Raw genomic sequence first — 21,152 nt, forward strand, 5'->3', positions numbered from 1 at the left:
GGGATGAGAAAATAATCACTCTCTATTTATTCTCTATTATCTGTCCTCCATTCCCTATTCCCTGACTCTACGAGTAATACCATTTTGGATTTGAGATTTTGGATTTTGGATTGGGAATCCCTTTCTTTGTACTGGTTCTGTACAACCATCTGTTGCCATCATTTTTCAAATTGGTATAAGTTTATAAATCAAATCAGATTGCTACAAGTAGGAAAATTTTCATGATCTTCTCAGTATCTAACTATGAAGCAGCAAGACTTGATACTCTCTATCAGTATGAAATTCTAGATACTGAACCAGAGCAAACTTTTGATGATTTAGTATCTTTAGCCGCACTCCTTTGCAATACACCAATTGCTGTGATTAATCTGATAGATGCTCACCGTCAATGGTTTAAAGCAAAAGTAGGGTTAGATCACCAGGAAATGGCCTTGGATGAAGGCTTTTGTCGAGTTTGTCTTGAAAATAAAGATGTTTTAATTATTCCTGATACCTTAGCAGATGAACAGTTTGCCACATCAAATATAGTCACATCCGAACCATACATCAGATTTTATGCTGGCGTACCTTTAGTGGGATCAGGAGAATACATTATTGGTACTTTGTGTATAGCAGATCAAGTACCACGCCAAATTACTCCTCAACAGTTAGCAGGACTGCAATCTATTAGTCGTCTCATCGTCAGACAATTAGAAATTCGCCGCAATTTAAAAGAATTGGCACGCATTAATTTAGATTATAAACAAGCACAAGAAGCACTTGTTCATAGTGAATCTACGTTACATAGTTTCTTTGAGAGTGCGCCAATGATGATGGGAATTGTCGAGTTAGTAGATAACGATATTCTGCATATTGCTGATAATCCTAATAGCGCGAAATTTTTTGGACTTACTCCACAAGCAATGCAAAATCGTCTAGCAAGAGAAATGGGTGTAGATATTACCCATTTAAACCAGTGGATTAAATACTATCGTCAAGCAGAATTAGCTCAAGCACCTGTCAGATTTGAATATGTTCACAAAATTTCCAATCAACAAGTCTGGTTATCAGCCACAGTCTCTCCCATCGCTAAAAATCATCACAATCGTCAACAATTTGCCTATATAGTAGAAGACATCACAAATCGTAAACAGGTAGAACAGAAACTGCGCGAACAAGCAGCATTAATAGACATTGTTACCGATGCTATTGTTGTGCGAGATTTAGAAAACAATATATTCTTATGGAACAAAAGTGCAGAGAAGCTTTATGGTTGGAAAGTTGAAGAAGTTATCAATAAAAATGCTAGTCAAATCTGGTTTGGTGAACCTGTATCCCAACAACAGGAAATTTATCAAACTGTATTGAAGTATGGTTCATGGCAAGGAGAATTAAATAAAAATACAAAATTTGGCACAGAAATAATTGTAGAAAGTTGCTGGAACTTAGTTTATGATGAAAATTTTCAAGCTAAATCTATTTTGATAGTTGAGACAGATATCACTCAAAAAAAACAACTAGAACAGCAATTTTTACGCGCTCAACGCATGGAAAGTATTGGTACTCTCGCTAGTGGAATTGCCCATGATTTAAATAATGTATTTTCGCCCATTTTAATGGCAGCACATCTACTACAAAATCAAGCTCTAAATTCCCAATCCCAACAGGTATTAGCCATCGTAGAAACTAATGCTAAACGTGGCGCTAACTTAGTTAAACAAGTGTTATCATTCGCCAGGGGAATTCAAGGTAATCGCACAGTAATTCAAGTCAAGTATTTGATGGCAGAACTGCAACAAATTGTTGAACAAACATTCCCTAAAACAATTACAGTCAAGGCAGAAATTCAGCAAAACTTATCTCCCGTTTATGGTGATATTACCCAATTAGAACAAGTATTAATTAATTTATGTCTTAATGCTCGTGATGCCATGCCCAACGGTGGTGATTTAACAATCATTGCTGATAATATTTGCATTGATGAAACATTTACAAAAATACACCTAGACGCGCAAGTTGGTTCTTATATTGTGATTAAGGTAATCGACACAGGAACAGGTATTTCCAGCAGCATATTAGATAGAATATTTGAACCATTTTTTACAACTAAAGAATTTGGTAAAGGAACGGGACTCGGTTTATCAACAGTCATAGGCATTATTAAAGGTCATAGTGGATTCATCACTGTCTCTAGTTCACTAGGTAAAGGTACAGAATTTCATGTATATTTACCAGCAGTTTCTACAGAAATTAAGGAATCATTACCAGAAATAGAAAACCCTATTGGCAATGGAGAATGGATTTTGTTAGTAGATGACGAAGTTTCTATTCAGCAAATTACTAAAACTACATTAGAAAACCATAATTACACAGTAATTACTGCTAGTGATGGAGTCAAAGCCATAGAACTGTACAGCCACAATCAAGATCAAATCAGAACAGCAATAATTGATATGATGATGCCAAATATTGATGGCATCACCACTATTCAAAAATTGAGAAATATTAATCCAAACTTAACAATTATTGCCATGAGTGGACTGATTACCAGCGAACATTTATCTATGCAACAAAAACTTAATCATATAACTTTTTTACCCAAACCATTCACAGCACAAGAACTATTGAAAACTCTTCATACAGTCAAAAATTTATCACAGTAATCTCATCACCAGGGTGACATTTAATTTGCATATTTTAAATTTTGGAGAAAAAGCCTTACCGAAATAGTGCTGATTACTGAGTAACGAGTAATGAATAAAATCCCTACTTAGAACTCAACACAAATAGGTCTAAAGCCCCTGATATCATTCATGGAAGCAGGAAAAATATTTATTTCCTACAGCATTCAGAATGAATTAGAGTGTTCGAGTTATTCTTGATAATTGATGAGAAAACGTACTTCTGTAGCTCATTGCTACAAACAAATATTCTGACTCCTCACTTCTGACTCCTGAATTCTTAGCATTTTTCTTCCTTTAGAGGGATTACTACTACACCCCAAAATGAGGTTAATTGTACAAATGAAGCGAAGAGTTTATATCACTGTCACCTGTCATTTGCTATATAACTAAAATGCTTACATATTAAAACTGCCCCTATAAGCTGTGGGAGGCAAGGATGAAAAAAATTAAAATTAAAGTTTTGTTAATTGATGATGATGAAGATGATTATATTTTAACTCGTGATTGGTTCAATGAATTTCAGGAAACTGGTTGTGACTTAGAATGGGTGGAGAGCTATCAACTAGCTAGAAAAGAAATTGCTAAAAACCAACATGATATCTATCTAGTAGACTACCGTTTAGGGGCAGATAACGGACTAGAATTGTTGCGTGAAGCTATTAACAATGGTTGTACTTGTCCCTTTATTTTACTTACAGGTCATGGAGATAGAGAAATAGACTTGGAAGCAATGAAAGCTGGTGCAGTAGATTATTTAGAAAAAAGTCAATTAACTGCACCTTTATTAGAACGTTCAATTCGCTATGCCATTGAACGCAAACAAACAGAACAAAAAATCCGTCAACAAGCTGCTTTACTTGATGTTGTTACCGATGCAATTTTTGTAGCTGATGTAGATGAACAAATTTTATTTTGGAACAAAGCTGCTGAACATTTGTATGGTTGGAGTCGAGAAGAAGCAATAACAAAAAAAATCTGCCATCTCTTTCCAGAAAACAACTTTTTTCAATTTGCACAAGGACTCCAACTTCTGACTACAAATCACTCCTGGAAAGGAGAATTATGTCAAACTACTAAATATGGACAAGAAATCATTGTAGAAAGTCGTTGGACATTATTACCAACATTCGGTGAAAAATACCAGTCTATTTTAGTTGTTAACACTGATATTACTCAAAAAAAGCAACTAGAACAGCAGTTTTTACGCGCCCAAAGATTAGAGAGCATTGGTACTTTAGCTAGTGGTATTGCCCACGACTTAAATAATGTCCTTGCACCCATTTTGATGACTGCTCAACTTTTGGAAACTCAAGTTAAAGATGAACGTTCTCGACAACTGATACCAATATTAATTACCAATGCTAAACGCGGTGCAAATTTAGTTAAACAAGTATTATCTTTCGCTCATGGACTAAATAGCAATACCTGTAGTGGATCAGGTCAATACACCCTGATCCAATTAAAACATTTACTTATAGAAATTGAACAAATAGTTAAAGAAACATTTCCTAAAAATATCGAAATTATTACCCAAATTAATCAAAATCTTTGGACGGTTTCTGGTGATGCTACTCAACTACATCAAGTATTAATGAATTTATATGTCAATGCTCGTGATGCTATGCCCAACGGTGGCCTTTTAAAGATTACTGCGGAAAATCTCTTAGTTGATGAAAATTACGCCCAAATGCACATTGATGCTGAAATCAAACCTTACGTTATCATTACTGTAACTGATACTGGTATTGGCATTCAACCAGCAATAATAGACCGGATATTTGAACCGTTTTTTACTACTAAGGAATTTGGCAAAGGTACTGGTTTAGGTCTTTCTACAGTTTTAGGAATTATTAAAAGTCATGGTGGTTTTATTCATGTTTATAGTGAAGAAAAAAAAGGTAGTCAATTTAAAGTTTATTTACCAGCACAAAATTCCACTGAAATTATTGAAGACCCCAAAATATCTTTAACTCAAGGTAAGGGAGAACTCATATTAGTGGTAGATGACGAAACTGCTATTTGTGATATTACCAAAAAATCATTAGAAGCCTATAACTATAAAGTAATTATAGCCCACAATGGCATTGAAGCTATTGCTTTATATGTAGAATATCAAAATGAAATATCCTTAGTGTTAACTGATATATTTATGCCGTCGATGGATGGATTAACCACTATCCGTACCATCCAAAAAATTAATCCCTATGTCAAAATTATTGCTGTTAGTGGACTGGCAACCAGCGATAAAATCAGTGCAGCTGATGATATTGGCGTTAAAGCTTTTTTATCTAAACCTTATACAGCAACTCAATTATTACAAACTATTACTACAGTTCTCAGTTATCAGTAGCAAAAGGCAAGAGGCAAAAGTTCTTAATTTTGGATTTTGGATTTTGACTTTTTTTCTCCCTGTCACCTCAATTACCAATCAATTCCACCGCATCCCGTCCATCCCCATCTTGTAAGTAAACTCTGACAATTTCTTCTTTAGCAGTGGGTAATTTCTTACCTACAAAATCTGGATGTATTGGTAACTCCCGATGACCCCTATCTACCAATACAGCCAAACGAATTACCTCTGGTCTACCATACTCATTGACTGCATTTAAAGCAGCACGAATTGTTCTGCCTTTGAAAATGACATCATCTATCAAAACAACTGTTTTACCAGTCAAATCAAAAGGGATATCAGTTTTAGCTGGAGTTCTTAATCCAATCTGGTCTAAATCATCACGATAGAATGTGATATCTAATGCTCCAACAGCTACACTTACACCTTCAAGAGCTTCTATTTGACGTGCTAATAAATTAGCCAGTGGAACTCCTCTAGTATAAATGCCCAGTAGTACCAATTGGGATAAATCACGAGTTCTTTCGATAATTTGAGAAGCAAGGCGGGTCAAGGTACGACGCAGTTCTTCTGATGACAGAATTTCAACTACTTTGGTAGACATAATTACTAGGGAAGAGGGTGTAGAGTTTGGAGTGTAGGGGAGAATAGGAAAAACACGCAAATAAGGGGGAATATTGATCTTTTTTTGCCTACTATCTCCTGACTCCTGCTTTCAATTACAAACTATATATTAAAAATATCGCTAATCCTAACCACAATAGAAATGAGTATTTAGTTAATTGCAACGCTTTGTAAATTGCATCTGGAGTGATGGGATAAATAGCATCTCCTAGTAATGGTTTATTTTTAGCTACTCCACTATAGTAGTTTATCCCTCCCATCTGTATACCCAAAATAGCAGCATAGGCGCATTCGCTCCAACCAGAATTAGGACTGGGATCTTGAATAGCATCCCGGTGACAAATACGCCAAACATATAAAGGTTTAGCTGATATTAGCGCCAAAGTCATCACTGTTAACCGACAAGGAACCCAAGTTAAACAGTCCTCTAACTTAGCACTGAACCAGCCAATATAAGTGTAGGGTGCTTCCCGATAACCCACCATTGAATCAAGGGTACTACTAGCTTTGTATGCTAGAGCGAAAGGAACTGGGCCGACAAAAGGCACTAATGCACCCAAGATGGCATAAAACAAAGGAGCCATCACCCCATCAGTCGCATTTTCTGTCACTGTTTCTACAACTGCTCGCAAAACTTCTGCTTCTGAGAGATTTTCTGTATCTCGACCCACATAATGACTTAAAATCTTTCTTGCTTGTGCTAAATTTCCTGTTGTTAAAGGTTTGATAACATCTACAGCCGCAGACCGTAAACTATGAAGAGCAAAACAACTGGCTAGAAAAATACTCTCTAAAATTATTCCTAACCATGGATGTAGCCATCTGCTAATTTGAATGATTAGCCAGCCACACAAACCACTGCCTATAATAGGGATAATAGCGAGTATAATTCCAGCTAGACGCTGTTTTATTTGACTCTGACAGTGCTGCAAAAAAAATTTACTTAAACCAGAAATTATCCACCCCATCACTCGCACTGGATGAGGCCAACCCCAAGGATCTCCAATTAAGTAATCTAATAAGGCAGCAATAATTAATATATAGATGTTATTCGTCATTGGTCATTGGTCATTAGTCATTAGTCATTGGGGAAAGGGAATAGGAAATAGTATAGAAATTTATTCTCTCCCTGCTGCCTGCTAGAAAGCTCCCTGCTCCCCTGCTTCTTCTTCCTGTCACCTGTCACCTAATCACTGTCACCTGTCACCTGTCAACTGACTAAACTACAAAACTAGCTTCTTCACCTAAAGATGCCTGCCAACTACGAGCATCATAATAAAGGTCTGCCAAAGTAATACTGTACAATGCTTCTTTGAGCTTTTGGTTCAATCTTTGCCATAGCGTAAAAGTTACCCAATCTTCCGCTTGTGCAGGTGGTGAATTGGAAAGAGGTAAGTGAGTTATGTTTTCCCCAACTGCCTCTAAAATTTGTCCTATAGAGATTTGAGCAGGTTTTCTTGCTAATTGATAGCCACCGATGCTGCCGCGAATAGATTTTACTAATCCAGCACGACGCATTTCTATTAGCAGTTTCTCTAAATAGGCAGCTGGAATATCTTGACGTTGGGCGATCGCTCTTACAGATACCGGGCCATATTTTGGCTGTAAACTCAAATCCAGCAACGCCTTCACACTATAATGTCCTCTAGTCGTTAGTTTCATCTATCAGGGAATAAGGAACAGGGAACAGGGTAATAAATTACTAATGACTAATGACTTCAATATCATCTTAGGTAAGCAGACAACTTGTTTGCGGAACTTTAAAAAACTTAAACAAATACAGTCTACCAGTAATTCACAAACTATAGGAATCCTATCTGATTTTTGATAGCTTGCGTGGCGTAGCCATACAAATTCCGTACACATCTAGCAACGTTCTTTCCATATTCACTACCAAGACGAGTAAATTCACAAATCACATCGGATGGCTATATATATAGATATCAGCAAGATCAGAATTTTATTTTAGAAAATATCTTGACAAGATTGGTAATTGTGCAACAATTTTTCCTGTAAGTGTAATATACTTGGCTATGCTGAGATAAAAAATAAAGGATTCTGTTCCTGTTAGCTCAGTATCAGTTAAAATAAAATCGATTCAACCACTTCAAACATTCATTTTCGACCTAAGTTGATGCCTAAACAGAAAAAAATTGACCCCCTTGTCGGTGAAGAACTGCTCAAAAAAGTTAAGGAGCTAGAGAACGAGAGCAAGGAAGACAAAGCTAAACAGTGTGGCTACTATACTGTTACCAAAAATGGTATAGAGCGCGTCAATATGATGAAATTCTTAAATGCCCTAATTGATGCTGAGGGCATTCAGTTGGATAGTACACCAAGTGCCAATGGTCGTGGTGGACGTAGTGCCAGCTATAGAATTAGTGTGCAGTCGAACAACAACTTATTGATAGGTTCGGCTTATACAAAACAGATGAATCTGAAACCTGGAGATGAATTTATCATAACTTTGGGTAAAAAGCATATTCGACTACGGCAAGTAGACCCAGAAGATCGGGAAGATGATGCTGAAGTAGAAGCTACAGATGAATAAATAGTTATTAGTTATTAGTCATTAGTCATTAGTCAGTTGTCAGCAGGAAGAGGCAATAGGGGAATAAACAGGAGGTTTTAAATTTTTAATTGCCCTGTTCCCTATTACCTATTCCGTGTTACTAATGACCAATAACTATATCTGTGATTGGCAAGACTGGTAAGTATTGCTGTATTGCTTTGCGTGTAGCTGCCAAATTACAAGTCAAAGCAATTTGCTCCTTCTCTAATAAACCTAAAATGCAATCGGGGTTGTCTCTTGCTACCACTGGTAACTGATGCAAACCACGCAATGTCATCCGGTCTAAAGCTTCCGATAAGGGTTCATCCTGCCAAGCATAGAGAAGATCAGTTGTACAAATGTCTATCACTGTTTGATGGTAAAAATTAGTCTGTATTTGATTAGGAGAATTCTGGAAACTTTCCCAAAGAGAAAGGGTACGGTTAATATCGTCCAGAGACAGAATGCCAACTAATTTTTCTGCGGTATCAATTACTAAAGCACTACTTGTGCGATCGCGGATCATTTCCATAGCAGCTTCTAAAACCCCAAGATTCGCAGGCATTTTTTTGGGGTATGATCCCATAGCATCTGCTACAAAAATTTGCTGTACTATTTCTACCTGATCATCTTTTAATGCTGCAAGACCAATCTGTTGCAGATTGGAATTAGAATTAACGGTTGGCTTGATTCGCTCTACTAACCATACACTTAAACCTACTGCCGCCATCAAAGGTAAAACAATCCGGTAGTCGCGGGTTAATTCAAACAGCATTAAAATAGCTGTTAAAGGCGCTCTTACACTTCCCGCTAAAACAGCAGCCATACCCACCATTGCATAAGCTGGAGGCGCAGCCATATATTCAGCGATTGTTGGCACTATCACAGCCAAAACTTTGGCATAAGCAGAACCAAAGGATGCACCTAAAAACATTGCTGGTGCAAACAAACCACCCACAAAACCACTAGCAGAACTAACTGCTGTTATCAACACTTTCAAGACCATAAGTACAAGTAACAAGTTCAAAGAAAACTCCTGATCTTGCAACATTGCTTGTACAGTTCCATAACCAATACCTAAAATTTGTGGGTACTGCAAAGCCACAACTCCAACTATTCCCCCACCAATAATTGGTTGAATCGGCATAGGAATTTTTCTGATCAATTCAAACCCTTTCACTCGACCATCAAAAACCGCTTTAGCTAAACCAATGGATTGAGTGTAAGTCAGGGCAACTAAACTTGCACCCAAACCCAAACCCAGATAAAGCGGTAATTCCAAAGGACTGCGGACTTGGTAAGCAGGCAAAGCAAAAGCAGGTTGAGACCCTAAACCAATCTGAGCAATCAAGGATGCTACTACTGCTGCCAGTAAGACCACACTCACAGCAGAAGTAGCAAAAGATGTAGCGCCCATCACCACCTCTAAGGCAAAAAATACCCCGGCAATGGGAGCATTAAATCCAGCAGCTAAACCAGCCGCAGCACCAGCGCCCAGAAGTAACCGTTGTCTTTCTTGAGAAACTTGCAATACATCCGACAACAACATCCCAAAATTAGCACCAATTTCTACACTTGGGCCTTCTGGACCTAAAGATGCACCACTACCTAAAGACACAGCAGCAGCTATCATTTTGGTAACAGGTCGGAGTTGTCGCTTCACTTCTCTACCTTGAGCAACAGCGATTAAAGATGAAAGTCCAGGGCCAAAGTCTTGAGTGCGCCAACGCATTAAGCCTACAATTAGGCCACCCAAAGTGGGAACACAAGCTAAAGTCCAAGCACCCCAAACTCCTATCTGTCCCATAAAATCTTCCAGCATCAGGTCATGAATCAGCTGGATTAAATAGTGAAAGGTGACTACACCCATACCAGTACCACCACCAATGAGCATGGCTAAAAACAGCACTACTGTTTCTGGAGATGGTTGAAAAAGATTAATCAGATGAGTTAAACGGGCAGGAGGTTTGGAAAAGGCAGGTACTTCCGTTACCTTCCTGAGTTGAGTAGGAGGCAAGAGAGTCATGGAGAGACGGGGTAAATGTAGGAAAAAATTTAATTTTTTATCTGTTAATTCCCATTGTGAGGCATGATTTAGCAACCAGACAACTATATACAAAAGCTATCAGCGGTCAGCAGTCAGCAGTCAGCAGTAAAATCCTCTTGCTACAAGGCTTTGTAATTAAAGTTTGTGCTTAGAGCAACCTGCAATGTGTTGTAAATTCTCTAGGAGTTATCTTTTTCCAAATCTAGCTATACTCGTTGTACGACAATCTAGCTATGATCAGTTGCAACAGCCTTTTAAGACGCAAGGGTGTAAGGGTGTAGGGGTGTAGGGGTGTAGGGGAAAACTTAATTCTTACTTCTGCCTCTTGCCTTTTGCCTTTTGGCTTGTAACTTTTTAACTGTCACCTATTTTCAAATCAGTGATTAAAGTTCAATCTAGATGAATATACACACTTTTGATAATAATTATGTTACTTGCCCGATTTGTCAGAGAAATAATAGGACAAAGCCTGTTAAGACCTACATCGGGTTATTTACTTGTCCCTATTGTCAGGAAAGGCTTGTCGTTTGTCAAAGTGGTCACTACGTCCGTGATCCATTTATTTGGAAACAAATTCTCATGGCTTCAGCCTTACGTCGTCAAAGCCGACCTTTAGCGAGAATGATTAGAGATTTAGTGCTGATTCAGCGTCCGTTAGTTGCTTTGGCGATGGGAGGTGTAATTTTATTGGCTACAATTGCTGCCACCCAGGAAATGACAAACTATAAACAACAAGTGTTTCCAGGCACTGAAAAAGTGAACAGAGAATAGGATATCAGGACTTACGCATAGAATCTGTCGTCGGGTCTGGGTGTAAGGGTGTAGGGGTTTTCTTCTTCTCGATCTTAATTTTTATATCACTTCACCCCTTTGTCCAAACCTTTAATTTTCCGTTTTTCTGCGTAAGTCCTAGGATGTAAGGTGTATGTAGGGTGTATGTAGGGTGTGGTGAAAATACCTGCATACTAAGTTGGCAAACAGCTTTATCTCGCTTCCAACCTACAAAGTATGGGAACAAGAAAAGAAATTAACTCTAATGAGTCAACTGTAAAGATATTTTCTTCCCCCTACACCCCTACACCCCTTTATTTATTGCCGAGTAATCAATTGCCAATCGTGAGCTTGATCAACTACCTTGATAGATTGAAGTTTCAGACTCTCTAAAGCAGATGCATTTAAAAGCAAATAGGGTTGCTCATTGTACTGCCAATAAAATTGTAAATCGCCAACAGAAGCAGGAATAATAGTGCGATCGCTGTAAAAATCCAACGATGAACGACGGTAGGGAAAAGATGTGTAGATTTCTTTCACCGCCGGATTGGTACGCGCTATCATGGCAGCAACTGGTTTGACAGGATAAGCTTCTCCTGGTTCCCACATCCAGTAGTTAGAGTTCATTAGCAACAGTAGGGAAATATAACTTCCCCAAACTAAAATTTTCAAAAATTGCCCATCGCCTCGTTCTGCCAAAATTGCTGCTAAAGTCATCGTTAATGCGGCAGCAGCAAAAATCATTTGTACATCCGTTTTGCCTGTGGTACCCCAACTAAAATAAATGCTACCGGCAGAAGCTACCACGGCTAAAATAGCAAAACTAGTTACCCAAGCACGGGGATAGGAGGAAAAGAAACGCATATTTTCTATCTCTGTCACCTGGAAACCAAAAGCCAAAGCGCAGCTAGGATAAATCGGGAAAATATACCAAGGTAGCTTAATACTAGCAAGAGAAATCAGCAACGGATAAACACTAGTCCAGACGATGATCAGTTTTGCCCAGCTAAGATTACGATTTTCCCAGGTGAAGCGAACAGTGTGTGGTAAAAATACTAGCCAAGGCCATGTCCATTTGAGGACTTCTATGAGATAGTACCAAGGTGGTTCGGCTTTACCGTTGACAACGATATTAATTTGTTGCAGGGGTTGATTGACATCAATCTCAGAGAAGGGATAACCATAGTGTAGGAGTTGGGCAGTGTACCAACCAACTACAGGTAGGATACCAATCAATACTGCTGTCCACAGATAGTAACAAGTGAGTAATCTTGGTGTATCCCAAAACAGAAACACTACAGCGATCGCACCTAATGATATCCCTACTACGCCTTTAGTTAGGCAAATCAGCCCAAAACTGATACCTACACCCAGGCAATAACGTAAATCTCGGCGCGATCGCAGCACACACAACATCATCACCATCAACAAGCTTACTACCACGCCATCCAACATTGCTAACCTACCATGACGCACTACTGGTAGCATGGTCAGATAAATTAAGGCGCTATAAATGGCAGACCAACGCTGGCGAAATATCTCTCTGCCAATACAATACAGTAAAGGTACAGAAATAGCTGTTAAAATTGCACCAGGTAGGCGAGTTGTCCATTCATTTACGCCACCAAGAGAGTAAGCCCCAGCAATTAGCCAATGCATCAGGGGTGGCTGGTTATAGTATGGTTCACCTCCCAAGGTGGGGTAAAGCCAGCGCATAGAACCTGCTGGAGCCCGCCAAATTTCTTTAGCAACTTGGGCTACAGTGCCTTCATCCCAATCTTGCAGGGGTACTTCCCCAAGATTGATGCTAAACAGCAACAATGCCGCCAACAGTAACACTATCAGCCATCTCCAATCAATCCTTTTGTCAACTGTGCGATGCTGTTTTTCTAGATGACTCCAAATGTAGCTTCCTTCTGGCATATTTTATGCTAATCACTTTACTCACTGGTTCTATTACATGGGTAAGGGAATAGGGAATAGGCAAGAGTTGATTAATTTTCCCATGTCCAATGCCTAATGCCCGAAACCCAATTCCCAATTCCCAATGCCTAATGCTTTACTAAGTTACAACTTCAAGGTTCTAAATCCTGAATAGTATTGCACCATCACCAAATATTTTTATAAGCAATGGCTAGATCCAAAATTAGCTCAGTTTTCTGTGGATAATGATAATTTTTTGGAAAAAATTTTTCTTAGTTATTTTTTAAACAATTTAACAAGCATTTTTCAATTTAAATGATATAAAGAATACAACCCTAAACTGGTCAATTATCCTGAAGGAGTCTGTATAATGCGCCTACCTTTTATTTTAGATATCGCCCTCGGTTTAATATTTATTTACTTAATCTTAAGTTTGTTAGCATCAGAAATTCAAGAACTGCTTGCTACAGTGCTGCAATGGCGTGCTGTACATTTAAGAAAATCAATTGAAATTCTCTTAGCTGGAGATGTCGCTAACTCAGAAGCCAAGGAAGTTATTGAACTTACCAATAGAATTTATACTAATCCGTTAATTAAAAGTATTAACCAAGAAGCCAAAGGACTGTTAGCTACTTTTCCCAGAAAATTGACTTGGTTTATAGCTACTCTAACTCGGTCAATGCGAAAATCAAGATCTAAATATTCACCCAAACAAACATCTTTTGGCACTCAAAATAGTGCGCCTTCATATATTGGAGCAGATACATTTGCTACGTCTCTGATAGAAGAACTACAAATACCTAAATTAATTTATCACTTAACTGTAGTGAGACTAGAAAAATTTAAAGAACAACGGTTGCAAGAAGTTAGAGATATTCTCATTAGATTGCACAGAAATTTAGAAATAACCAAAATTTCTAATGATATCACCCAGGATATTGGCAATGATTTCAAAAATTTAACTAAAGAATATACAGATATTGTTAATGATTTTAAATATCAGAAGTTTGATATAGATACCACTGTTCAACGCCTGAAGGATAGCCTGTACAAATATGTAGATAATTTTGAAGCAAATATAGATCCTGAATATGAATTTTTAAGAGAAACATTGAAGAGATTACAGACACTCCGTGAACACATCTTTTCAAGTATTGATGAAGCAATAACTGTGGGAGGATTGAAACCAAATATCAACGAAATTGTCCAATTAATGAATCAAAGTAGTGCTGTTTATACAGAATTAAAAACAGCCATACAAGATGAAAACAGCCCCACATATCAAACTCTTAGAGAATTGATTGATAGTTTACCACCTGTGATTGTGGATAATATTGGCACAATAGCTAAACGAGCGCAATACAGAGCTAAAAGCACAGAGGATGGTATTAAAATATTACGGAAAGAACTGGAGAACTGTTTTGATAGCTCCATGCAGCGAGCAGGTGGTGTTTACAAACGTAATGCCAAAGGCGTAGCAATTTTGATCGGTATTACTTTAGCTGTCAGTGCAAATGCAGACACATTTCATATCATTGATCGGTTATCAAAAGATAGTGTATTGCGAGAAGCGATAGTTTATAAAGCTGTGCAAACATTAGAAAATTCTAATTCTGGAAATCCTGATCTCAATCCTCAAGAAATTGTCAATGAGATTAATCTACCAATTGGTTGGACAAAGGAGAATTTACAAGAACAGCTAAACTGGGAAATAAACAAGATTCAAGGCTGGCCTGTTTTCCATGTATTAACCATGATTTCTGGTTGGATAGTCAGCGGTTTTGCTATTGCCATGGGAGCGCCTTTTTGGTTTGATTTACTGAGTAAAGTTATGAATGTGAGAAATGCTGGTAAATCACCAAAATCGGCAAACAATCAAGATGATAAATAATACCGTTTATAGCCCTATTTGTGACAGATTAAAAAATGAAACTTACCTGTAAATTCCAATCTTGTCCGTTGCGACTTATATCTATTTGGCGAATGAATTCTCGGAGATAGAATCGTCTTTCTACTTCCGATAAATCTAGCCAAAATTGAGCAATAGAAACAGCTTGAGCCACAGAACGCAAGTTTACAGGTGGGAGAGTTGCTAACTGCGCTTGGAGTTGAGAAATTTCTGTGTGAAGTTTGTAGGCTCTGATTTTGGCTGTTTCTACATCTAAAATTCCTGTTTCTGTGAGGGTGGGTAACTGTTGCAGTATTTCTTGCTGACGTGCGATCGCATTAATTAAACTATTTTTTATGGCATCTAATTGGGGAAAATTCATCCCCTCAACTGCTAAAGGTAAGTCCCGACAAACAATTGCAATTGTCTTTTCTAAAACTTCTGAGTAGGAAATAGCACTACATTTTGGACTTTGGGGACAGCCTGTGGCGCGTAAATACAAATACTCCTTGTCTTGGTAACGCCGAGTAACACGAGTGACTATCATCCGCGACTGACACTGGCTACAGACAACCAAACCAGCTAAAGAACGGGGCGCACTAGCGGTACGAGATGGTAAACGGCTATTGCGGCGTAAAAGTCGGTCAACTTGCGCTGCTTCTTCCCTAGAAATTATACCCAGATGAGTATCAGAAATGATTTCCCCATTTTGATAAGCGGTATCTCCACGATAAACGGGATTTGTTAACCAGCGTCTTCCGGTGGTGACAGAGATTTTTTTACCGTATTTTTTGGCTATATAACGAACTGAACCACGCAGAGAACCATACAGTAAAAAGTTATCAAAAAAATCTTTGACTATAGGTGATGTAGCGCGATCAATAGTATATTTTCCTTTACCTCTGCGGTAGCCGTAAGGGATTTTACCCGGTGGTGGTGAAGCTTCCAGGCGATTTTTAGCGTGTCCTTGACGGATGCGACGACTGCGCTGTTGACGTTGAATTTCTTGCAGTAAACTCAGTAATTGGGCGCGGAATTTAGCAGATTCTGAAGTGTATGCTTGTTCCGTCGCAATTACCATTACCCCCATCGCTTCTAATTGGTTGAGGCGATCGCTCACTTGTTCTAATGTATCACCCAATTCTTCTAATCTGCGAATCAGTAAGTAATTTGCAGGTTTTGTTTCACAATCAGTTAGTAGTTGTTGTAATTGCGATCGCTTACCTAAATCTTCATACACTCGATCTATCTCCCATCCCCAACTATTTTCATCGGGAGCAGTTTCTAACAGAGGATCAGTGTAACTGTAAGCAATAATTTTCATCAGTCATTTATTGATAAAGTTAGTTACTAGTTAAGAGGCAGAGTTTTTGAATTTTTAATTTTTAATTTTTAATTTTTTTCCCCACATCCTTCATCATCTGCCTCCACAACTAGCAACTAGCTTTAATATACTTTTTGTCCTCGATAGTTACCTGGCGGACTGTAACGACACACCAAGATATCCTTACCACCACCACGAGCAACACCACAGCCCACAGCAGTAGTATTTCGCCAAATTATTTGAGTATAGTGACCCACATCATACCAGTTGCCTGTAGAACTGACATTAGGAAAAGTCCCATTCACAAAATATTGCTTCTCTTTACCCCAACTATCAACCATTTGTGTGTAACTGAAATATCCCGCAGTCCCAGCCCACAAATTTTCGCCTTCGCCGCTATTCTGGCTATGTTGTAATGCTCCACCACGAGAAGCCAGGTAATTAGCCCACTTTTGGGCATTACTCGCTAAAGTATTAGACCATTTCAGCGGAGGAACATTGACTTCCTGACGGTATTTATTGTGAGCATTGAGAATTTCCGCAGCCCCGGTTGCATTTTGCGCTGAGACTTGTGACGTTTGAGGTAAAGACGTTGCTATAGCTATAGCTGCTGTTGTGAATACAGCATAGGTAATTTTAGATAATAAATGTGCCATGATTAACAAGGAGTTGAGACAGAGAAAGTTAGAAAAAATAAAAAACGTATTGGCTCAATCACTAGGAGAGCATCACGATGATTCTAACAATTGCCAATTCAGTCAAACGGCACTAATAAACTTTGAGAAAAAAGCCAGAAAATAATAGACTGCAAACCCTGTTCCCTGTTCCCTATTCCCTATTCCCTGGTATATTAGCTGAATTCTGACAAATTCGTTACTGTAAAGTAAGTTGTGCAAAAATCAGGAAAAAGTCTGTGGTTCCCATTAAAGACAATAATCCTACAGAAATTACACCTTATGTTACTTATGGACTCATCGCTGCGAATATTCTGGCTTTTCTATATGAAACAAGTCTTCCTCCCCAAGCATTAAATGGGTTTTTACATTTGGCAGCTGTAGTACCCAGGGAACTTTCTTTAAGTTTTGCAGGTATTTCTGTCAACCAACCAGTACCAGAATGGGCTACTTTAATTACTGCCCAATTTCTCCACGGTGGTTTACTGCACCTAGCTGGTAATATGTTGTTTCTGTGGATTTTTGGTAACAATGTGGAAGATAAATTAGGACATTTTAAATATTTACTGTTTTATTTATCTTGCGGTGTTTTGGCTTCATTAACCCAATGGTATTTTGCTCAGTATTCCAATGTTCCTTCTTTGGGTGCCAGTGGTGCTATTGCGGGTGTGATGGGTGCATATATTCTCCGGTTTCCCCAAGCAGAAATTCTCGCTGTACTACCTTTAGGTATTTTCTTCCCTACTTTTCGTGTTCCTGCATATTTCTTTTTAGGATTTTGGTTTATCCAACAAGCTTTTTACGGAATTGCTAGTTTAGACGCACCTACTAACATTGGTATGGAAAACGGGGGTATTGCTTACTGGGCTCATGCGGGTGGTTTTATCTTTGGGGCAATTCTTGGGCCTTTATTGGGTTTGTTTAATGATATAGCAGGTGACAGGTGACAGTGGTAAAAGCCTTTGAGTGTCTAAGTTTTAGTTTTGATTAATGTCCTAACCGCCTTGTCTACGGCTATAAATCCTAGAAAATATAGCAGGAGGTAGGAGGGAAAGCCTAAAGTCAAGACGCAAAAGGGTTTTAGAATATTTAGATGTACGGATTTTTGTTCAAAAATCAAATATTATTCCTATATATGGCACAATTTATCTAGAAAATAAATCCAAAATCCAAAATCCAAAATCCAAAATCCAAAATCCAAAATCTAAAATACTTTAAATCCCCATCCTGTGAAGGTATGGGGAATTACACGAAGTGGTTAATTTTGGATTTATGAGAAAATTGGCTAAAAATAGTTAAGGGGGCGGTCAAAAGTCAAAATTCAAAAGTCAAAATTCAAAAGCCAAAAATTAAAAGTTTTACCTCTTGATAAATCAAGAGGATTGAACAAGGAATAAGTTTTTGTTTTTCCCCTTTAAAGGGGAAACTTTTGACCCATTTTTTTGCTAAGAAGCGGTAAAGAAGCTAAATTAAGTGGACTTTTTTAACCAAGAATCGACCTATTTTGAGATGAGGGAGTATCAACCTGAAATACTTTCAATTAGATGCCAATGTCGGCTCTGTTCAATCATTTGCCGAACAAAATCAAATATTTGTCGGCAGTGATTGTTCAATTGAAGTGGCAGTTCCTCATTCTTGATCACGATACTCATCCGGGTTTCCGTTTCCGTAGCACTGGATTTATCAACCAGTACCTCTACTGTCACTAATTTAGAGAACGATACGTTACCAGGAATTTCACGAGCCATAATGTAATCGGGTGTGTAGTATTGAACATCCAAACCACAATCCTGTAGCAGATCTATTAGTAATGCTTGCAGATGGTCGATGGGAACAGAAACAATAAACGAAGAGGTATAGCGAGCCATAAAAGCCCCACATTTTGTAATACTTTGTCCATCCTATAATAGAACACGCTGTAGTCAAAGAAAGTGAGCTGCTCAGATTGTGGAATGGTGGCAAGTGCTTAAATCACTGGTGCAGCGGTGACTACAAACCACAGTAAAAGAGCTAAAATTAGCACACCGATTTTAATGATTAGGTATGTAGAACTATCATGAATAATCAGATTGGATGTCATTTTCTTTTACCTCCATTTACTACTAGCTAACAAGCTATGTGAAGTTAAAAGTTCATGAATTGAATTTTTATTTCTCTTTTATTGTCGCCTAAAAATAACTACGAAAGATATTGGGTAAACTTTACTTAACATTTATTGACTTCAGCAGGTTGAAACTGATTGTCTTAATGTTTGATTCTCAATCAGTAGCTGCACTATTGAGAATCAAACTATTAAAATACTACTCAGCTTTATGGGACATCAATCAGAATGTTGCCATCTTCCACACGCACGGGAAATACTGGCAGGTTTTTTGCTGACGATACCATTGATAGTAATTTACCAACTCCAGGTGGCCAAGGACACCAGGTTTTAGCTTCACCACTATTTAAGTCAAAAGCACTACGGTGAAAAGAACAAACAATTGCTCCATTTTCAATTTTCCCAGATTTCAGCGGTAACTTTAAGTGAGGGCAGTTATTTTCCACAGCATAAAGCTGATTTTCGTGATTTAACACCAGAATATTTCTGTCACCTACTTTCACCACTTGTCGCGCACCAGGGGATAGGGTGTTAGCTTCCAGAACTTTTGTCCAGGCCATAGAGTTCTCCTTTCTTTACAGACCTGTTCTCAGTTTCCCGCAATTTTGTCCTGTGCGATCGCCATACTACTGATAGTCGGCTAATGTACCTGCAAGTGTTAACTTAAGTTGCTAGTTACAAAAATGTCAGAGTTTAGGGTGTAGGGATGTAAGGTATGGGAGTAACGGAAGAATAACCTTCTGACTCCTGATAGCGCAATGTAGTGTCAGCCATACTCCTGAACTCTTAACTCAGCACTCGGTACTCAACACTGTTTCCTAAAAGCTGAAAAGTATGTTGTCAAATTTAATGTATCAAGCACAACCACCTTTGGAATTTATCCCTCCAGCGTTTAACCCTTTACTATTAAGATTTGTATATCTTTTTTTACCAAGCTGGATACGCTGGAAAACTCCTATCAGTCACATTGAAGCAGAGAATGTGGAAGTTTTGGCGGATATGTATCGTCAGTTTCAGGAGGGTAAGATTCGCTTTATGTTAGCGTTTCGACATCCTCAAACTGAAGATCCGCTGTGTTTAGGTTACTTATTTTCCCAACTTGTGCCAAAGGTAGCCAAACAGCAAAAAATAGGCATCAAAGATCCAATTCATGCTCATTTTATTTATGATCGCGGCATTCCTCTATGGGCTGGTAAACATATCGGTTGGATGGCTGCTCATTTGGGTGGAACTCCTATCCAGCGGGGTAAGGCTGACTGGATAGGGTTACGTTCAGCACGAGATTTATATATGAATGGAAAATTCCCCATGGCTGCTGCTCCCGAAGGTGCGACTAATGGGTTATCAGAAATTGTCAGTCCCTTAGAACCGGGTATTGCTCAAATGAGCTTTTGGTGTGCAGAAGATTTACAAAAAGCAGGTAGAAAGGAAGAAGTTGTAATTGTACCTGTGGGACTGAAATATAGTTATATTCATGAACCTTGGGCGGCTTTAGCTAATCTGTTAGGTGAATTAGAAGCGGCTAGTGGTTTGTCTGTCAATTCCGGTAGTAATGTTGCTTCCTTTGAAGTCCTTTATACCCGTTTGTTGAGTTTAGCAGAACATTTATTATCGGTGATGGAGAAATTTTACACTCGATTTTATCATCAAACATTGCCAGAAGAAAAGATTATCAATGGGGAAATTACAGATAGAAATGAAGCCTTAGCTTATAGGTTACAAGCTGTGATGAATGTGGCTTTATTCATCGCTGAACAATATTTTGATTTACCATCGAGAGGAAATTGGAATGATAGATGTAGACGAGTAGAACAAGCGGGTTGGAATTATATCTTTAGAGAAGAATTCAAGGATATTAAATTATTATCATCAATTGAAAAAAGTTTGGGCGATCGCATTGCCGAAGAAGCATATTTTCGGATGTGGCACATGAGGTTAGTAGAAAATTTTGTGGCTGTTTCTGGTATTTACATCCGCGAAAAACCATCAGTAGAAAGATTTGCTGAAACTACCTTACTTTTATGGGATATGGTCAATCAAATTAAAGGTAATAATCCTATCAAGCGTCCCCAATTAGGTAAGCAACAGGTAAAAATTACCGTGGGTCAACCGATATCTGTTTCTGAACGGTATCCAGCGTATAAAGGAAGTCGTGTTGCTGGTAGACAAGCAGTAGCTGAATTGACGAATGATTTGCAGCAGGTGTTAGAGAATTTAGTCAATTAGGAGCGCCGGC

16 protein-coding genes are annotated in these 21,152 nt (G+C 38.3%); 7 read left to right on the forward strand and 9 right to left on the reverse strand.

The window, feature by feature from the left end:
* Nucleotides 1–221: 221 nt before the first annotated feature.
* Together A0J48_RS05920 and A0J48_RS05925 are read left to right on the forward strand one after the other, a co-directional pair.
* On the forward strand, nt 222–2,642 hold the full coding sequence (locus A0J48_RS05920; RefSeq protein ID WP_200321242.1) for a hybrid sensor histidine kinase/response regulator: 2,421 nt from the start codon (nt 222–224) through the stop codon (nt 2,640–2,642).
* A 457-nt stretch (nt 2,643–3,099) separates the two neighbouring features.
* Nucleotides 3,100–5,013: a hybrid sensor histidine kinase/response regulator gene (locus A0J48_RS05925; RefSeq protein WP_200321243.1), complete on the forward strand. Its 1,914-nt coding sequence runs from the start codon at nt 3,100–3,102 to the stop codon at nt 5,011–5,013.
* A gap of 67 nt (nt 5,014–5,080) precedes the next feature.
* Here A0J48_RS05925 and pyrR read toward each other — a convergent pair whose 3' ends face one another.
* The 3 genes from pyrR to A0J48_RS05940 all read right to left on the reverse strand — a co-directional run bounded on the left by pyrR (nt 5,081) and on the right by A0J48_RS05940 (nt 7,299).
* Complete coding sequence (pyrR, locus tag A0J48_RS05930) at nt 5,081–5,617, reverse strand: bifunctional pyr operon transcriptional regulator/uracil phosphoribosyltransferase PyrR (protein ID WP_200321244.1); 537 nt, start codon at nt 5,615–5,617, stop codon at nt 5,081–5,083.
* Nucleotides 5,618–5,732: 115 nt separating this feature from the next.
* Nucleotides 5,733–6,695 (reverse strand): adenosylcobinamide-phosphate synthase CbiB, encoded by a 963-nt coding sequence (gene cbiB, locus A0J48_RS05935; protein ID WP_200321245.1) that lies wholly within the window; start codon nt 6,693–6,695, stop codon nt 5,733–5,735.
* A gap of 160 nt (nt 6,696–6,855) precedes the next feature.
* On the reverse strand, nt 6,856–7,299 hold the full coding sequence (locus tag A0J48_RS05940) for an Rrf2 family transcriptional regulator (RefSeq protein WP_200321246.1): 444 nt from the start codon (nt 7,297–7,299) through the stop codon (nt 6,856–6,858).
* Between the two features lie 472 nt (nt 7,300–7,771).
* Here A0J48_RS05940 and A0J48_RS05945 point away from each other — a divergent pair, with 472 nt between their 5' ends.
* Nucleotides 7,772–8,188: an AbrB family transcriptional regulator gene (locus A0J48_RS05945; RefSeq protein ID WP_200321247.1), complete on the forward strand. Its 417-nt coding sequence runs from the start codon at nt 7,772–7,774 to the stop codon at nt 8,186–8,188.
* 121 nt (nt 8,189–8,309) lie between these two features.
* On the opposite strand, the gene A0J48_RS05950 is transcribed toward A0J48_RS05945, so the two are convergent.
* Nucleotides 8,310–10,214 carry a chloride channel protein gene (locus A0J48_RS05950; protein WP_200321270.1) on the reverse strand — a complete coding sequence of 635 codons (1,905 nt, stop codon included), beginning with the start codon at nt 10,212–10,214 and terminating at the stop codon, nt 8,310–8,312.
* A 420-nt stretch (nt 10,215–10,634) separates the two neighbouring features.
* Here A0J48_RS05950 and A0J48_RS05955 point away from each other — a divergent pair, with 420 nt between their 5' ends.
* Complete coding sequence (locus tag A0J48_RS05955) at nt 10,635–11,006, forward strand: hypothetical protein (protein ID WP_200321248.1); 372 nt, start codon at nt 10,635–10,637, stop codon at nt 11,004–11,006.
* A gap of 318 nt (nt 11,007–11,324) precedes the next feature.
* Here A0J48_RS05955 and A0J48_RS05960 read toward each other — a convergent pair whose 3' ends face one another.
* Nucleotides 11,325–12,929 (reverse strand): ArnT family glycosyltransferase, encoded by a 1,605-nt coding sequence (locus tag A0J48_RS05960; RefSeq protein ID WP_200321249.1) that lies wholly within the window; start codon nt 12,927–12,929, stop codon nt 11,325–11,327.
* Nucleotides 12,930–13,299: 370 nt separating this feature from the next.
* Between A0J48_RS05960 and A0J48_RS05965 the strand changes: the two genes are divergently transcribed.
* On the forward strand, nt 13,300–14,820 hold the full coding sequence (locus A0J48_RS05965) for a hypothetical protein (RefSeq protein WP_200321250.1): 1,521 nt from the start codon (nt 13,300–13,302) through the stop codon (nt 14,818–14,820).
* Between the two features lie 28 nt (nt 14,821–14,848).
* On the opposite strand, the gene A0J48_RS05970 is transcribed toward A0J48_RS05965, so the two are convergent.
* Together A0J48_RS05970 and A0J48_RS05975 are read right to left on the reverse strand one after the other, a co-directional pair.
* The gene (locus A0J48_RS05970) at nt 14,849–16,141 is read right to left on the reverse strand and encodes a recombinase family protein (protein ID WP_200321251.1); all 1,293 of its coding nucleotides are present in this window, start codon (nt 16,139–16,141) and stop codon (nt 14,849–14,851) included.
* A 122-nt stretch (nt 16,142–16,263) separates the two neighbouring features.
* A complete protein-coding gene (locus tag A0J48_RS05975) occupies nt 16,264–16,797 on the reverse strand; it encodes a CAP family protein (RefSeq protein ID WP_200321252.1) in 534 nt (177 codons plus the stop codon).
* 257 nt (nt 16,798–17,054) lie between these two features.
* On the opposite strand from A0J48_RS05975, the gene A0J48_RS05980 reads away from it, so the two are divergent.
* The gene (locus A0J48_RS05980) at nt 17,055–17,762 is read left to right on the forward strand and encodes a rhomboid family intramembrane serine protease (RefSeq protein WP_200321253.1); all 708 of its coding nucleotides are present in this window, start codon (nt 17,055–17,057) and stop codon (nt 17,760–17,762) included.
* A gap of 573 nt (nt 17,763–18,335) precedes the next feature.
* Here the strand turns inward: A0J48_RS05980 and A0J48_RS05985 are convergent.
* Both A0J48_RS05985 and A0J48_RS05990 read right to left on the reverse strand, forming a co-directional pair.
* Nucleotides 18,336–18,683, reverse strand: coding sequence for a hypothetical protein (locus A0J48_RS05985; RefSeq protein WP_200321254.1), 348 nt, complete (start codon nt 18,681–18,683; stop codon nt 18,336–18,338).
* 442 nt (nt 18,684–19,125) lie between these two features.
* Nucleotides 19,126–19,476 carry a Rieske (2Fe-2S) protein gene (locus tag A0J48_RS05990; protein WP_200321256.1) on the reverse strand — a complete coding sequence of 117 codons (351 nt, stop codon included), beginning with the start codon at nt 19,474–19,476 and terminating at the stop codon, nt 19,126–19,128.
* A gap of 289 nt (nt 19,477–19,765) precedes the next feature.
* On the opposite strand from A0J48_RS05990, the gene A0J48_RS05995 reads away from it, so the two are divergent.
* Nucleotides 19,766–21,142, forward strand: a complete 1,377-nt coding sequence (locus A0J48_RS05995; protein ID WP_200321272.1) for a 1-acyl-sn-glycerol-3-phosphate acyltransferase — start codon at nt 19,766–19,768, stop codon at nt 21,140–21,142.
* Nucleotides 21,143–21,152 lie beyond the last annotated feature (10 nt).

Source organism: Sphaerospermopsis aphanizomenoides BCCUSP55, assembly GCF_001586785.1.
Lineage (GTDB): Bacteria > Cyanobacteriota > Cyanobacteriia > Cyanobacteriales > Nostocaceae > Sphaerospermopsis_A > Sphaerospermopsis_A aphanizomenoides_A.

What these genes read in the sequence shown, in the direction of transcription:
- A0J48_RS05945 (WP_200321247.1), top strand. Translation starts at nt 7,772, where the DNA reads ATGCCTAAACAGAAAAAAATTGACCCCCTTGTCGGTGAAGAACTGCTC.
- A0J48_RS05960 (WP_200321249.1), bottom strand. Translation starts at nt 12,929, where the DNA reads ATGCCAGAAGGAAGCTACATTTGGAGTCATCTAGAAAAACAGCATCGC.
- A0J48_RS05975 (WP_200321252.1), bottom strand. Translation starts at nt 16,797, where the DNA reads ATGGCACATTTATTATCTAAAATTACCTATGCTGTATTCACAACAGCA.
- A0J48_RS05925 (WP_200321243.1), top strand. Translation starts at nt 3,100, where the DNA reads ATGAAAAAAATTAAAATTAAAGTTTTGTTAATTGATGATGATGAAGAT.
- A0J48_RS05985 (WP_200321254.1), bottom strand. Translation starts at nt 18,683, where the DNA reads ATGGCTCGCTATACCTCTTCGTTTATTGTTTCTGTTCCCATCGACCAT.
- cbiB (WP_200321245.1), bottom strand. Translation starts at nt 6,695, where the DNA reads ATGACGAATAACATCTATATATTAATTATTGCTGCCTTATTAGATTAC.
- A0J48_RS05950 (WP_200321270.1), bottom strand. Translation starts at nt 10,214, where the DNA reads ATGACTCTCTTGCCTCCTACTCAACTCAGGAAGGTAACGGAAGTACCT.
- A0J48_RS05920 (WP_200321242.1), top strand. Translation starts at nt 222, where the DNA reads ATGATCTTCTCAGTATCTAACTATGAAGCAGCAAGACTTGATACTCTC.
- A0J48_RS05990 (WP_200321256.1), bottom strand. Translation starts at nt 19,476, where the DNA reads ATGGCCTGGACAAAAGTTCTGGAAGCTAACACCCTATCCCCTGGTGCG.
- A0J48_RS05965 (WP_200321250.1), top strand. Translation starts at nt 13,300, where the DNA reads ATGCGCCTACCTTTTATTTTAGATATCGCCCTCGGTTTAATATTTATT.
- A0J48_RS05970 (WP_200321251.1), bottom strand. Translation starts at nt 16,141, where the DNA reads ATGAAAATTATTGCTTACAGTTACACTGATCCTCTGTTAGAAACTGCT.
- A0J48_RS05940 (WP_200321246.1), bottom strand. Translation starts at nt 7,299, where the DNA reads ATGAAACTAACGACTAGAGGACATTATAGTGTGAAGGCGTTGCTGGAT.
- A0J48_RS05955 (WP_200321248.1), top strand. Translation starts at nt 10,635, where the DNA reads ATGAATATACACACTTTTGATAATAATTATGTTACTTGCCCGATTTGT.
- A0J48_RS05995 (WP_200321272.1), top strand. Translation starts at nt 19,766, where the DNA reads ATGTATCAAGCACAACCACCTTTGGAATTTATCCCTCCAGCGTTTAAC.
- pyrR (WP_200321244.1), bottom strand. Translation starts at nt 5,617, where the DNA reads ATGTCTACCAAAGTAGTTGAAATTCTGTCATCAGAAGAACTGCGTCGT.